This is a genomic window from Flavobacterium cryoconiti (assembly GCF_048158645.1).
Classification (GTDB): domain Bacteria; phylum Bacteroidota; class Bacteroidia; order Flavobacteriales; family Flavobacteriaceae; genus Flavobacterium; species Flavobacterium cryoconiti.
This window is the reverse complement of record NZ_JBLNKW010000001.1, coordinates 79035-94053: the sequence shown is the minus strand read 5'-3', so window position 1 is coordinate 94053 and position 15019 is coordinate 79035. Positions and strand designations below refer to the sequence as shown.

14 protein-coding genes are annotated in these 15019 nt (G+C 32.6%); 6 read left to right on the top strand and 8 right to left on the bottom strand.

Annotation, left to right across the window (positions count from 1 at the left end; genetic code table 11):
• Positions 1–120: 120 nt before the first annotated feature.
• Entirely contained in the window at positions 121–729 is a 609-nt protein-coding gene (locus tag ACM55H_RS00365; RefSeq protein WP_416834613.1) for a superoxide dismutase, read from the bottom strand.
• Positions 730–1107: 378 nt separating this feature from the next.
• Positions 1108–1791 (bottom strand): ComF family protein, encoded by a 684-nt coding sequence (locus tag ACM55H_RS00360; protein ID WP_416834612.1) that lies wholly within the window; start codon positions 1789–1791, stop codon positions 1108–1110.
• 97 nt (positions 1792–1888) lie between these two features.
• Between ACM55H_RS00360 and ACM55H_RS00355 the strand changes: the two genes are divergently transcribed.
• From ACM55H_RS00355 to ACM55H_RS00335, 5 genes are all read left to right on the top strand, one after another.
• Complete coding sequence (locus ACM55H_RS00355; RefSeq protein ID WP_416834611.1) at positions 1889–3430, top strand: glycine--tRNA ligase; 1542 nt, start codon at positions 1889–1891, stop codon at positions 3428–3430.
• A 379-nt stretch (positions 3431–3809) separates the two neighbouring features.
• On the top strand, positions 3810–4622 hold the full coding sequence (locus ACM55H_RS00350) for a LytR/AlgR family response regulator transcription factor (RefSeq protein WP_416834610.1): 813 nt from the start codon (positions 3810–3812) through the stop codon (positions 4620–4622).
• A gap of 173 nt (positions 4623–4795) precedes the next feature.
• Positions 4796–5074 (top strand): 3-oxoacyl-ACP reductase, encoded by a 279-nt coding sequence (locus ACM55H_RS00345; RefSeq protein ID WP_416834609.1) that lies wholly within the window; start codon positions 4796–4798, stop codon positions 5072–5074.
• A 107-nt stretch (positions 5075–5181) separates the two neighbouring features.
• Positions 5182–7233 (top strand): ATP-binding protein, encoded by a 2052-nt coding sequence (locus ACM55H_RS00340; RefSeq protein ID WP_416834608.1) that lies wholly within the window; start codon positions 5182–5184, stop codon positions 7231–7233.
• Between the two features lie 2 nt (positions 7234–7235).
• Positions 7236–7931: a response regulator gene (locus ACM55H_RS00335; protein WP_416834607.1), complete on the top strand. Its 696-nt coding sequence runs from the start codon at positions 7236–7238 to the stop codon at positions 7929–7931.
• A 72-nt stretch (positions 7932–8003) separates the two neighbouring features.
• Here the strand turns inward: ACM55H_RS00335 and thiL are convergent, their stop codons facing one another.
• The gene (gene thiL / locus ACM55H_RS00330) at positions 8004–9050 is read right to left on the bottom strand and encodes a thiamine-phosphate kinase (protein ID WP_416835086.1); all 1047 of its coding nucleotides are present in this window, start codon (positions 9048–9050) and stop codon (positions 8004–8006) included.
• Between the two features lie 106 nt (positions 9051–9156).
• Here thiL and ACM55H_RS00325 point away from each other — a divergent pair, with 106 nt between their 5' ends.
• Positions 9157–10089 carry a 1-phosphofructokinase family hexose kinase gene (locus tag ACM55H_RS00325; protein WP_416834606.1) on the top strand — a complete coding sequence of 311 codons (933 nt, stop codon included), beginning with the start codon at positions 9157–9159 and terminating at the stop codon, positions 10087–10089.
• Positions 10090–10156: 67 nt separating this feature from the next.
• On the opposite strand, the gene lepA is transcribed toward ACM55H_RS00325, so the two are convergent.
• The 5 genes from lepA to ACM55H_RS00300 form a co-directional block, all read right to left on the bottom strand.
• The gene (gene lepA, locus ACM55H_RS00320) at positions 10157–11953 is read right to left on the bottom strand and encodes a translation elongation factor 4 (RefSeq protein ID WP_416834605.1); all 1797 of its coding nucleotides are present in this window, start codon (positions 11951–11953) and stop codon (positions 10157–10159) included.
• 111 nt (positions 11954–12064) lie between these two features.
• Entirely contained in the window at positions 12065–12424 is a 360-nt protein-coding gene (locus tag ACM55H_RS00315) for a hypothetical protein (protein WP_416834604.1), read from the bottom strand.
• A 2-nt stretch (positions 12425–12426) separates the two neighbouring features.
• Positions 12427–12909 (bottom strand): DoxX family protein, encoded by a 483-nt coding sequence (locus tag ACM55H_RS00310; RefSeq protein ID WP_416834603.1) that lies wholly within the window; start codon positions 12907–12909, stop codon positions 12427–12429.
• A gap of 32 nt (positions 12910–12941) precedes the next feature.
• Positions 12942–13610 (bottom strand): GIN domain-containing protein, encoded by a 669-nt coding sequence (locus ACM55H_RS00305; protein ID WP_416834602.1) that lies wholly within the window; start codon positions 13608–13610, stop codon positions 12942–12944.
• A gap of 118 nt (positions 13611–13728) precedes the next feature.
• On the bottom strand, positions 13729–14934 hold the full coding sequence (locus ACM55H_RS00300; RefSeq protein WP_416834601.1) for a helix-turn-helix domain-containing protein: 1206 nt from the start codon (positions 14932–14934) through the stop codon (positions 13729–13731).
• Between the last annotated feature and the right edge of the window lie 85 nt (positions 14935–15019).

The following is a 15019-nucleotide window of genomic DNA, read 5'->3' as shown; positions in this document are numbered from 1 at the left end:
ACCTTTTTTATTGGAATAAAGTCAAGGATTTTTTAAATAATGAATAAAAAAATAGACGAATAAACTTTAAAAAAGCCTATCCGTCTATCGTCTAAAAATCTATTGTTTTTCTCTTTCTGACTATTTGTCTAAAGCATATCTTCTTGAAACTTCAGTCCAGTTAATTACATTGAAAAAAGCTTCGATATAATCAGGTCTTCTGTTTTGGTAATGTAAATAGTAAGCATGTTCCCAAACATCCATTCCTAAAATTGGAGTTCCACCACAACCTACACCCGGCATTAATGGATTGTCTTGGTTTGGAGTTCCACAAACATCCACTTTTCCACCTTTATGTACACAAAGCCAAGCCCATCCTGAACCAAACTGTGTAACACCCGCTTTAGAGAATTTTGCTTTAAATTCTTCAAAAGTTCCAAAAGCAGCTTCGATTGCAACCAATAAATCACCAGTTGGAAGTCCGCCACCGTTTGGTGTCATAACAGTCCAATATAAATTATGATTGTAAAAACCACCACCGTTGTTACGAACTGGCATGTTTTTCATATCAAGATTAATCAAAATATTTTCAATCGTCTTGCCTTCCATATCCGTCCCTGCAATAGCAGCATTCACGTTAGTAATGTAAGCGTTGTGATGTTTTGTATGATGAATTTCCATCGTACGCGCATCAATATAAGGTTCTAATGCGTCATACGCATAAGGTAATTGTGGTAATTCAAAAGCCATAATATGATTGTTTAATGATTTATAAATATTTTTATTCAAATTTATACATTTAACTTTGGAATCGGAAATTCTATTTCGTTATAATTTCATTAAATTAATTGATAGTGTGCTCTTTGGAATTGTAACAGACTTATTTTCAGGAGCTATTTCCTGCTTTCCGCTACAAATGAAATTCACTGAACACCGATTAAAATAGAAGTATAGTGAAGTAATCTTTTTATTCACCGAAAAGGCACATAAAAAGGATTTCCGTTGCAAACGCAGTTCATTGAACTCCTGTGAGAATGAAAGTTAGGTGAAGTAATCAGGGCTAAAAATGACTGTGCTTTAAATTGCCGTTCTGTTTTAAATACAAGTTTTAGAACCTAAATTTCTACATTACGATTGTGCCATTGCCATACAAATGACACTAATTTTAGCGCCGGGAATTTTCAATAAAGCATGCGAACAAGCTTCAAGTGTGGCTCCGGTTGTGATAACATCATCAATTAAAAGATAATGTTTATGATGGTCTTTTTCGGTAAAGGAAACATCAAAAACAGTTTCGATTCCTTCCGTTCTTCCCAATAAATTTTTCTTGGATTGCGTTTTTGAATACACATTCCGAATCAAAAGCGAATCATTATAATTTAAATTTAAACAGGAAGAAAGCGCTTCTCCAAAAGCAGTTACTTGATTGTATCCTCTTTCTTTTAATTTTCTTCGGTGCAACGGAACTGGAATAATTTCATCTACAGATTGTAATAAATCGATTGTTTTTAAATCTTCGGCATACCATTCGCCAAGGATTGTTCCTATTTCTTCGTGTCCTTTATATTTTAAATTATGAATGAGTTCTTGAACAATTCCCTTTTTATGAAAATAAAATAATGCCGAAGTGTGAATTACGGGAATTCGCCCATAAAACTTTTTGAAGGCATCATTCTCTGGATTCAAATGATGATTAGTCAACGGAATATCGTGTCTGCAAACGGTACAAATCACATTTTCATTTACTACTAAAAAGGAGCTGCAACCGGAACAGACTTTTGGAAAAAAGAGATTTATAATGCTTTCAAACATGTAATCAAGGATTTATTTATAAAAATAGACAAATCAATGCTTCAATCTTTAACAATTTTCTTTTTTTTAAGTTCACTTTTTATATTTTTGCACTATTATGGCAAAACAAGAAGATTTATTTAAGAATGTAATTTCGCACGCAAAGGAATACGGATTTATTTTTCCGTCAAGCGAAATATACGATGGTTTAAGTGCAGTCTATGATTATGCACAAAACGGAGTAGAGTTAAAAAAGAACATACGCGAATATTGGTGGAAAGCAATGGTTCAAATGAACGATAATATTGTTGGTCTTGACGCAGCGATATTGATGCACCCGACCACTTGGAAAGCATCAGGTCACGTGGATGCTTTCAATGATCCATTAATTGATAACAAAGATTCGAAAAGAAGATATAGAGCCGATGTTTTGATTGAAGATTATGCCGAAAAGCTAAATCAAAAAGCAATCAAAGAAATCGAAAAAGCACGTGCTCGTTTTGGTGATGCTTTCAAGGAACAGGAATTTGTTACGACAAATGCTAGAGTTGTTGAATACAAAGCCAAAGAAAGAGAAATTCTGGAAAGAATGGCGCGTTCGCTTGGTAACGAAGATTTAGAAGATGTAAAAGCTTTAATTGAAGAATTGGAAATTGCTTGTCCGGAATCAGGTTCAAGAAATTGGACCGAAGTGCGTCAATTCAACTTGATGTTTGGAACAAAATTAGGAGCTTCCGCTGATACGGCAATGGATTTGTATTTACGTCCAGAAACCGCTCAAGGTATTTTTGTCAATTTTTTGAACGTGCAAAAATCAGGAAGAATGAAAGTTCCTTTTGGAATTGCACAAACTGGAAAAGCATTTAGAAATGAAATCGTTGCTAGACAATTTATTTTCCGTATGCGTGAGTTTGAACAAATGGAAATGCAATTTTTTGTACGTCCAGGCGATGAAATGAAATGGTACGAACATTGGAAAACGGCAAGACTAAACTGGCATTTGTCCCTAGGTTTAGGAAAAGAAAATTACCGTTTTCATGATCACGAAAAATTAGCGCATTATGCCAATGCAGCAGCCGATATTGAGTTTAACTTTCCTTTTGGATTTAAAGAATTAGAAGGGATTCACTCTCGTACCGATTTTGATTTGAAAGCACACGAACAGTTTTCAGGTAGAAAATTACAATATTTTGATGCTGAATTAAATCAAAACTATGTTCCTTATGTAGTGGAAACTTCAGTAGGATTAGATAGAATGTTCTTGGCTGTTTTTGCAACTTCATTAAAGGAAGAAACATTAGAAGATGGTTCCACAAGAACAGTTCTAAAATTGCCAGCAGTTTTAGCGCCTACAAAAGCGGCAGTTTTACCATTGGTTAAAAAAGACGGATTGCCTGAAATTGCGCATAAAATAATTGAAGATTTGAAATGGGATTTCAATGTGGCTTATGATGAAAAAGATGCTGTAGGAAGACGTTATAGAAGACAGGATGCATTAGGAACTCCGTTTTGTATTACAGTAGATCATCAAACTATCGAGGATCAAACCGTAACGATTCGTCATAGAGATACAATGAAACAAGACCGTGTAAAAATCACAGATTTGAAATCGATTATTGAGAATGAAGTTTCGATGAAAAATTGGTTGATGAAAATGTAATTATTTTTTTGTTTATATAAGAAAAGCTTTCCTAAACGGAGAGCTTTTTTATTTTGCATAGGATTAGTAATTTTTTTAATGTACAATTAATTAGAAAGAAAATAGTTATTAATTTGTTTTGCAACAAGAATTTATGCTCTTTGTCGGATTTATTTGCGCTTCATCTTAATGTATCAACATTTGTTAAAAACATATTAACAACATCTATGAAAAAATGGTTAAATGCTTATTTTTAGACTGTTAAACAAGGGTTTTTATGCAATATTTTATGCTTTTGTTTAATTAGTTTCCCAAAACTACCAGTATTACTTAATAATTTGAAGTGCATTTTACTTTGGAAATCTGATGTTACGCCTAACAATTTTAGGAATAGCCATTGATGAATTACTCGTACATTGTTATTGACGATGATCAAGAAAGTGTTTCGAAAACGAAAGCCATTGCTGATAGTTTTTCGGAGCTTACTTTTGTGGCATCAGCAAATAATTACACGGATGGGTTAAATCTTATTTTAGAACACACTCCTCAATTAGTTTTTCTTGAAATTGACCCTACTAATAAAGAAAGTAATTTATCGTTAATACTCATTAATGAGTTGTATCGATATCTGAAAGTAATTCCGAAGATTATTGTTACAACCACAAAGAAAGATTTGGCTTTTGAAGCTATTCAATATGAAGTAGCAGATTATTTATTAAAACCATTAGCACGTATCGATATTGTAAAATCAATTTTAAAATTGAACAAATCGAATACCACAGAAGAAGTCCTTTCGAAACAATCACCAGCTGTTGATGAAAAACCTATAGTTTCAGTTAGACAAGAAACGACAAATCAGGAGCAGCCTCTTATTCTATGTATAAAATCATATGGTGATTACAGGTATATTGATGCTAAAGATATTTGCTATTTCCAAGCGGATAATAATTCTACTGATATACACTTAAATAATGGTGAAATGATAACTGCTTTCAAAACATTGAAGCACTTTGAAGGGATTTTATCTTTTCCTTTTATCAGAATTCACAACAGTTATATCGTAAACCGAAATTACATTTCTAGAATTCATACAGGGAATACGGTATGTTACATTAAAAATACTACTACAAAGCTTCCTTTCTCCAAATCGTATAAGGCAAATGTAGACCTTATTATTTCCGATTTTTCTAACGGAAATTACTTGGAAATCTAAAAAATAGTTATTTACCATAATTTGAGTATCATTCACTCTCAAACGGCTGTGTTCTACCATAAACACCTTTTTTTGTAGGAAATTTTAAGAATGCTTATGTAGTTTTACTAAAGAAATTCCTGCAAAGGGAAGTAAAAAAGTAAAAAAATATAAACATATAAAATCCCCAAATTATGAAAAAAGCAATCTTAACAATCGGTTTATTCTCTTTAGTAATGATCTTAACATCATTCACTACACCAGAAACTAAAAACACTGTGAAATCTGATACTAATGTTAATATTATAGGTGGAACTGCAACAGGAGGAAATGTAAAAGTGGATATTATTGGTGGTACAGCAACAGGAGGAAATGTAAAAGTGGATATCATTGGCGGTACAGCAACAGGAGGAAATGTAAAAGTTGATATTATTGGAGGTACAGCAACAGGAGGAAATGTAAAAGTGGACTAATACTTTAATATTTTTCTAAGTAATATTTAGGCTATCAATTATTTGGTAGCCTTTTTTTATGTCAATAGTTTTATTTTACTATTTTTGGTAAAAATCATTAGCGACTATTGAAAAATAAATACTACATACCTCTGTTATTGTTTCTGATTTTTCTTTGTTTTGGTTGTACAAAAAAAAATATAGGAAATACTCCTGTTACTTCATCAGAGGACAGTCTTTCTACTTATTTTTCATTGGCAAATGATTTTAGCTTGGCAAGAGAAAAAAGACAATTATTTAGTAGAAAAGCTTTTGACATAGTCATAAATCAGGAGAATGATTCTCTTAATAGAGTAAATTTTTTCAAAGTTGCCAACCGGTATTATAATATAAACGATTGGAAAGATTTTAATAAAACAGTGCATCTTGTTTTAGAAAAGTCTGAAAGTGCTAAGGATACTTTAAATATAACAAAGGCATATACTTATTTAGGAGATTATTATGAGTCACAAGCAGTTTTGGATAGTGCTTTCTTATTTTATTATAAAGCAGAAAAAATGTATATTAAGCTGGGGGATAATTTTAATTTAGGAAAAACACTAATCAATAAAGCAAACTTGCAATATAAGGCAGGGGATTTTTTAAGTTCTGAAAAATCAGTTTTCAATGTATTGCGTATAATAAAAGGAGAAAAGCAGATAAATAATATTTTATACGATGCATACAACCTTTTGGGAATAATATATGGCGAGCTTGGTGAATATGAAAATGCAATTAATTACCATAATAAAGCATTAGTAATTAGTGAAGATGAAATGATACCCAAGGAATTTCAGTCTAAAGCTACAACGTATAATAACATTGGATTTCTGTATCTCAATTCGCAAAAATATTTGCAAGCAAAAAATTATTTTGGAAAAGGTTTGGAACAAAAAAATCTTAAAATACAAAAACCATATGTTTATGCAATGCTGTTGGACAATTTAGCCTATTCAAAATTTAAATTGAAAGATTCAGATAGACTGCCCGAATTATTTTATCAATCACTAAAGTTGAGAGATAGTCTTCAATTGACTTCAGGAATATTTGTTAATAAAATCCATTTGTCCGAATATTTCGCTTCAAAAAAAGATTCAATTAAAGCATTGCAATATTCTAAAGAAGCATTATTACTTGCTAGAAGCACCAATATTTCTAGAGACATTTTAGTGGCATTAAAACAATTGGCTGTTATAGAGCCTGAAAAGGCATCTGCTTACACAAAAGAATACATTCGTGTCAACGAAAAGCTACAAAAAGCTGAGCGAAAAATTGGAGATAAATTCTCTCGTATAGAATATGAAACGGATCAAATAAAAGGAGAGAACACAGATCTGGAAACTAAAAACAGGAATTTATTATTTGGTTTTAGTATAATTACGATGTTGGGTTTATTTTTGTATATCATTAAAGCTCAAAAAACTAAAAACAGAGAATTGTTATTCAAACAAGAGCAGCAAAAGGTTAATGAAGAAATTTATAACTTAATGATTTCACAACAAAGTACCATTGAGACGAATAGAATTGTAGAGAAAAAAAGAGTTGCGCAAGAATTACATGACGGCGTGTTAGGAAGAATGTTTGGCGTACGAATGAACTTAGATGGGTTGAATAGATTCAATGATGAAATGGCTGTTAATCAAAGAAATAGTTATTTGGCGGAATTAAAAAATATTGAACAGGATATTCGGGAAATTTCACATGATTTGAATAGGGAGAAATCGGAATTAATTAATAACTTCGTTGCGATTGTAAATAATTTATTTGAAGATCAGAAAAAAACATTTAAGCCGAAATTAGTAACGATAATTGATCCGGCTATAAAGTGGGAGTTATTGAGTAATGCTATTAAAATAAACTTATACCGAATTATTCAGGAGTCACTTCAAAACATTAATAAGTATGCTAACGCAAATACAATTAAAGTAGAACTCAAGAAAAATGGGGATGATTTATTCTTGTCAATAAATGATGATGGAGTTGGGTTTAATGTAAATAAAGCAAAAAGAGGTATTGGTATACAAAACATTCAATCTCGAACGAATGAGTGTAATGGAACTGTCGATATAAAATCAAATAAAGGAGAAGGAACAACAATTACAATTACGGTTCCAATAGAACAGAAACTAATACTTACATAGAAATGACAATTGCCTCAACTGAAAAGACAATGATTCAAAATAATATATTAATAGTTGATGATCACCCTTTTATTATTGAAGGGTATAAAAATGCAATTACAAGATATAATCCTAAGGATTTTCAGTTTTTTATTAGTCAAGCTAAAGATTGTAAATCAGCATATGATTTGATTACAAATCCTGATACTTTAGCTTTTGACATCGCTTTTTTAGATATTAGTATGCCGCCTTACGAAGAAAAAGGTATTTATTCTGGAGAGGATTTGGCTAAATTGATTAATGAAATCATGCCTACTTGCAAAATCATTTTGCTGACTATGTATACAGAATTGCTGAAAATAAAAACTATTATAAGTACTATAAACCCAAATGGATTAGTAATAAAAAATGATCTGACATTCGATGAATTACTTTTCGCTTTTGATAAAGTCATAAATAATCAAATCTATTACAGTCAATCCGTTCAAAAAATGTTAGACTTGGCGGAAAAAGATACGATAGAAATTGATCAATTTGATAAACAAATTTTATTTCATTTGTCAAAAGGTACTAAGCTGAATGAGATTCCGCAATACATTCCGATATCGTTGGGCGCAATAGAAAGAAGAAAGTTAAACCTAAAAGAATTATTAAAAATTGTAGATGGAAGCGATATTGATTTAATTCGTGAGGCAAAAAATCAAGGATTGCTTTTTTAGCTATTAAATGAATTTCAAACAAAAAACGACACTTTCATAAGTGTCGTTTTTTGTTTGGTTTAATGGGTGTTTTTATTCACTCAAAGCATCCCAACCACGAGCTTTCAAAGCAATTCTTGTGTTGGCACGAGTAACTAAATGAATACCTTCGCTTTCTTGTGTCATGTGGCCAATAATAGTGAAATTTGGATTGCCTTTTATTTTTTCAAAGTCTTCCATGGCAATGGTGAAAAGCAATTCGTAATCTTCTCCTCCGTTTATCGCAACGGTTGTACTGTCGATGTTGAATTCTTCACAAACATTGATAAATTGAGGGTCGATTGGTAATTTGTCTTCGTATAAATTACAACCCACTTTAGACTGTTTGCACAAATGCATAATTTCCGATGACAATCCATCTGAAATATCAATCATTGAAGTTGGTTTTATTTCTAAAGCGTGCAATAAAGTACGGACATCTTTTCTGGCTTCTGGCTTCAATTGACGTTCTATCAAATACGTATAAGCATCTAAATCTGGTTGCGAATTTGGATTGACCTGAAAGACTTGCTTTTCTCTTTCTAAAACTTGCAATCCCATATAAGCAGCTCCGATATCTCCAGTAACAACTAGTAAATCAGTTTGTTTTGCACCATTTCTATAAACGATTTCCTCTTCATCAGCTTCGCCTATGGCAGTTATACTAATGATTAATCCTTTTTGAGACGAAGTGGTATCACCACCTATAACATCTACATTATATTCACGTGCTGCATGTGTAATACCTGCAAATAATTCATCTAATGCTTCCAAAGGAAAACGATTAGATACGGCAATGGAAACCGTTATTTGTGTTGGCTTGGCATTCATGGCGCAAATGTCAGAAACATTGACCACGACAGCTTTATAGCCTAAATGTTTTAGTGGCATATAAGCTAAATCAAAATGTACACCTTCAATCAACAAATCTGTTGAAACGACTACTTTTTTGTCTTTGAAATCCAAAACGGCAGCATCATCCCCAATTCCCTTTAAAGTAGAAGGTTGATTGATTTCAAAGTTTTTTGTCAAATGGTCTATCAATCCAAATTCTCCTAATTGAGCAATACTTGTGCGTTGTGGGGTTTTATCTTCGATCATTGTTTTCATTGTTTTGAGGTTGCAAATATACAAAGAAATATTCGCCTTGATTTGTATCAAATTGTATCAATTTTATCCGACCTTTAGAGTATTAAATTAGTGAAAAATGAAGTCATTTGATATAGTTACCCTTACAGTTAATCCTGCTTTAGATAAAAGCACTCATTTTAAAGGCTTAGTCCCGGAACAAAAAATACGATGTGATGAGCCTCGTTATGATGCGGGAGGAGGAGGGATCAATGTTTCTAAGGCAATCTCTCGTTTAGGCGGAACGTCTTTAGCTGCATTTACTTCTGGTGGACCAATGGGTAAAATGCTTGAGGAATTGGTGGCTAAAGAATCGGTTGAATTTAAAGCAATTGAAGTCCAAACTTGGACAAGAGAAAGTTTTGTCGCTGTTGATGATAACACTAATTCACAATATCGATTTGGATTTACGGGCGGAAAAATTTCAGAAGAAGAAAGTAATAGAATATTAGAAACCATAGCTAATTTTAAACTAAAATTCCTAGTAGCCAGTGGTAGTTTGAATGAAGGTTTATCAGTTGATTTTTATCAAAAAATCGCTGAAATCGCAAAAAAATCAAATGCTAAATTAATTGTGGACACTTCAGGTGAATCATTAAAAAAAGCATTAGAAATTGGTGTTTATATGATCAAACCCAATGTTGGAGAACTGGCAAAATTAATAGGTGTGGAGCGATTGGAACTGGAAGAAGTAAACCAAGCTGCAAAGCAAATCATTGCTAAAGGCGGCGCCGAAATTGTAGTTGTTTCCCTTGGTCCGCAAGGTGCAGTTTTGGTGACAAAAGACTCTTATGAATTTGTCCCAGCTCCCAATGTTTCCAAAAAAAGTACAGTAGGTGCTGGAGACAGCATGGTGGGCGGAATGGTTTGGGCACTTTCGCAAAATAAAAGCCTGAAAGAAGTCATCCGTTGGGGAGTTGCCTGCGGTTCAGCAGCAACGATGAATGAAGGAACCCAATTGTTTAAATTTGAAGATGCAAAACGATTGTTTGAATGGTTGAAGGATAAATAAAAACAAAAAACCCTGACAATTTTTACATCGTCAGGGTTCATTTAAAATTTATAATTTAAAATAATTTTTAATCATTCAACTTCAACACAGCCATAAACGCTTCTTGTGGAATTTCAACATTTCCAACCAATCTCATACGTTTTTTACCTTTTTTCTGCTTTTCCAATAATTTACGTTTACGGGAAATATCTCCACCATAACATTTGGCGGTAACGTCTTTACGCAACGCTTTTATCGTTTCACGCGAAATTACTTTAACACCGATTGCGGCTTGAACAGGAATGTCAAATTGTTGGCGTGGGATTAATTCTTTCAGTTTTTCACACATTTTTTTACCAATAGAATACGCATTATCGGCATGCATCAAGGACGACAAAGCATCCACAATCGTTGCGTTCAATAAAATGTCCACTTTAACCAAATTAGAAGTTCGCATTCCAATTGGGGTATAATCAAAGGAAGCATATCCTTTAGAAACTGTTTTCAAACGGTCGTAAAAATCAAATACAATCTCTGCCAATGGCATATCAAAAGTCAACTCTACGCGTTCCGTAGTCAAATATGTTTGATTGGTAATCAATCCACGTTTTTCGATACACAAACTCATTACATTTCCAACATAATCAGATTTGGTAATAATAGTTGCTTTAATAAAAGGCTCTTCAACATGGTCTAAACGAGAAGGCTCCGGTAAGTCCGAAGGATTGTTTACTATAAGTGGTGTTGTAGGATCTTTTTTAGTGTAAGCTAGATATGAAACGTTGGGAACGGTAGTAATAACAGTCATGTTAAACTCTCTCTCCAGACGCTCTTGAATAATTTCCATGTGCAACATTCCCAAGAATCCGCAACGGAAACCAAATCCCAAAGCGGCTGAACTTTCCGGTAAAAACACCAACGAAGCATCATTCAACTGCAATTTTTCCATAGAGTTTCTCAACTCTTCATAATCTTCAGTATCTACAGGATAAATTCCAGCAAAAACCATTGGTTTCACATCTTCAAAACCTTTAATTATATTCGTTGTTGGCGTTTTTGCATCCGTCAACGTATCACCAACTTTTACTTCTTTCGCTTCTTTAATTCCAGAAATTAAATACCCAACATCACCTGCTGAAATTACTTGTTTCGGAACTTGGTTTAGTTTCAAAGTACCAATCTCGTCCGCAAAATATTCGTTTCCAGTAGCCATGAATTTAATCTTCTGGCCTTTTTTAATCTGTCCGTTTTTTACACGAAAAATAACTTCGATACCACGAAACGGATTGTAATGCGAGTCAAAAATCAAAGCTTGTAATGGCTCGTCAACATTTCCTGATGGAGGAGGAATTCTTTCAATAATTGCTGCCAAAATATTTTCAACACCCAAACCAGTTTTACCCGAAGCATGAATAATATCTTCCAGTTTGCAACCTAATAAGTCTACGATATCATCGCTCACTTCTTCAGGATTTGCACTTGGTAAATCCACTTTATTCAAAACTGGAATAATTTCCAAGTCATTCTCCAAAGCCAAATATAAATTCGAAATCGTTTGTGCCTGGATACTTTGTGCGGCATCTACAATCAAAAGCGCGCCTTCACAAGCCGCAATCGAACGAGAAACCTCATACGAAAAATCCACGTGTCCTGGTGTGTCAATCAAATTCAGGATGTATTCTTGTCCTTTATACGTGTATTCCATCTGAATCGCGTGACTCTTAATCGTAATTCCACGTTCGCGCTCCAAGTCCATGTTGTCAAGCAATTGCGCTTTTTCTTCACGAGCAGTAACGGTTTGTGTGGCGCCAAGAAGTCTATCAGCAAGCGTACTTTTTCCGTGGTCAATATGTGCAATAATGCAAAAATTTCTAATATGCTTCATCTTCTGTATCTGTCAATTTTACTAATGCTTTCGCATTTAATCTGCAAATATAGGGTAAAAGTTTGACAGTTGAATTGGAATTAATTTTCAGGTATTTTAAAAAATTGTATTTTACCTTATATTATATTTTGCATTGTAAAAAGTGGTGTCTTTTTCAGAAAATACTACTCTTCTGTTTTTTTTATCTTTAAATTCAAAAGTGTCATTTACAACAAATTTTACTTCGGTAAATTTATATCCAGTTTCAAAAGTTACGGCTGTTTCATAAAGACTGTCTTTTTTAATCTCTTTCATTTTAGTGTCATAATCCCAAGATAAAGGTTTATCGTTTCCTCTAATTCCCACTTTTTTACTATTTTTTATTTCGGATGCATCCAAAGTAAAAACAATGGTTTTTTTATACGATTTCTGAACGCAACTTGTTACTAATAAAGTAAATAATAATGCGATTGTTGATACTATGGTTTTCATAATTATACTGTGTGTTTAGTTAGTAGATAATCAATTCCAAATCTTCCTGATCCTAGAATTAAATAGAAAATTGCAACCCAAAGAAATCCCATTGCCGCAAGACAATTCCATAAACCATTTTGTATTTGTTGCATAAAAATAGCAACCAACATGGTGCCAATAATAAGAAAAGAAGCAATTCGAGTTTGAAATCCGAATAATAAAAATAATCCGCCAATGGCTTCTGCAAATGCGCCCATCCAAGCAAAGAAAACGGGAGCAATAGCAAAAATTCCACCATAATTCGCCACATCGTTTGGAAACCAAAAAGCGACTTCGAATAATCCCAAATTCGCATCAATTGGTGACCAAGGCATTCCAAATTTATCTGCCCCAAAATTAAAGGCTAACAAGTAGCCACAAACAATTCGTGGAATAGTAATAAATACATCTTGTGACCAATTGGGTAACAAAATGGGTTTTGTAATTCTAGTGAGTAGTTTCATATTTTTTAGATTTGAATTTGTAATTGAGTTTATTATTGATTAAGAAGTAAATCGCCGTTCCCTGATTTTTTTGAATTGGAATCAAATTTGGCTCTTCCTTTGTTAATGATATCTCCATTTCCGGTTAATTTTGCTGTTACTTCATCGGAAACATTTGTAATTAAATTTCCGTTTCCGGTGCTTTTTAGATCTGCTTTTTTAGCGTTCAGCTTTGAAGCATCTACATCACCATTTCCAGCTTTAACAATATCTAAAACATCAATTGTTCCGCTAATTTTACTTTCACCATTTCCTGTGTTTTCTAATCTGAAATAGTGTCCAAAAATATTTTTTACAATTAAATCACTATTGCCGGTATTGCTAATTACAATAGCTTCAGGCATCGTAATTTTGATTTTTAAGTTGGTGTCTTCAACGTACATTTGATTGTTTTTGTTTCCTTTAAATTGAATTTTTAATTCATTTTCTGAAACGTTTTTCGAGAAATTTAAAAGACTTTCTAGGTTGTCATCAATAGTTACCAAAACACTCCAAGGTTTACCAATTTCGACTTCTATTTTTCCATCTAGATCTTCAAAATTCACTTTGTCGAAGTTTTTGTAATCGTAATTTTTAGTACTAATTTTTCCCGAACCTTTCAGTTGTGCATTTGCAAAAGTTGAAGTTAATGTCAATACAATTGCGATAATTAATTTTGTCATGTTTCTTGTTTTAATGATTAATAACAGGGCAAAATTGCGCTATAAATCATAGCCAATCGCTTCAAATTATGATTTGAGACTAATATTTGAAATCTAATAAGTGTTGTAAATAAATAAGTTATAGCGTTTCGATGAATTCTTTCGGAGTTTTTCCAGTATTTTTCTTGAAAGAGCGGTTGAAAGTAGCTTTTGAATTGAATCCATTATCAAAAGCAATTCCTAATAAGGTAGATTTTTTTTGTTCGCCATTTGTAAAACTATTTTTTACGGCTTCAATTCGGTAATTATTGATGCAATCGTTAAAATTCATTTGAAAACCTTGATTGATAGTTTTAGAAATCACAGAAGCATTTGTTTCTAATTTTTTTGCCAAATCGGTAAGCGTCAATTCCGGATTTTTATACAATTTTTCAGTTTGAATTAAGGTTGTAATTTTTGATTTCCAAAGTTCAATTTCGGGCGATTTTTTTTCTTCAAAAGTTTCGTGCTGAATATCAATTATGGTTTCTGATTCATTTGTATTGTTTTCATTCAATAAAAGAATCGGATTTTTATCAAAAAACGACATCTTAAAAGGAATTGTAGTACTTATAGGATTGGAATATCCTGTAATTGCAATGTAATACATAACTATCGAAAAGAACAGAAAAAACCACCAGCTACCTTGATACGATTTTATTTCGGGATAAAAGAATCCTAAAATGTCAAAAAAAACAGGAAGAAGAAGCATCGCTAAAAAAGCCATCAGATAGGTTTTTATCCATTTAAATAAAATAGAATCGGCATAACTAACTACTTGAAACATTAGTTTTTTGTATACATTATAATATCGGATACTCAAAATAAAATAAAGAATCATAGAAAGTAAACCCAGCTTTTGATACCATTGGTCAAAATCCTTGTCCATTCCGTTTTCATAGAAATAATTTTCGCCTAAAATGAACTTATCATAAATCCAAATGGCAACAATGTAGATAAGGTAAAAAAATCCAGGAAGTAAATGAAGAGCTTCTTTTTTTGAAAATTTGAAAGATGGATTTAACAGGCTTTGCGTGTAAAAAAAGATGATAGGCCCTATAAATAAAAGGTGTTGAAAAGGGGTGTAAAATAAAATGTCCCGGTAGGGTTGATTGTCATACCAACCGGCAAAACCAAGCATCCAAGGCGCAATATACAGGCTACAGAGGAAAATAAAAAAACTCAACCAATAATTTGACTTGTTTTCGGTTTTAACGGCTTTTGCAAGTAAGAGTAAGCTGTAAATGATCCCTTGCGTAAACGAAATAAGTAAAACGGAACTGTAAAAGCCAAATTGATAAAGCATTGCAAAGTTTTCGTAAAAATAATTATTAATTTTAAATGATTGTCACACATCAGATTAAATTTCATAACCGAGTTTTCTTAACTAT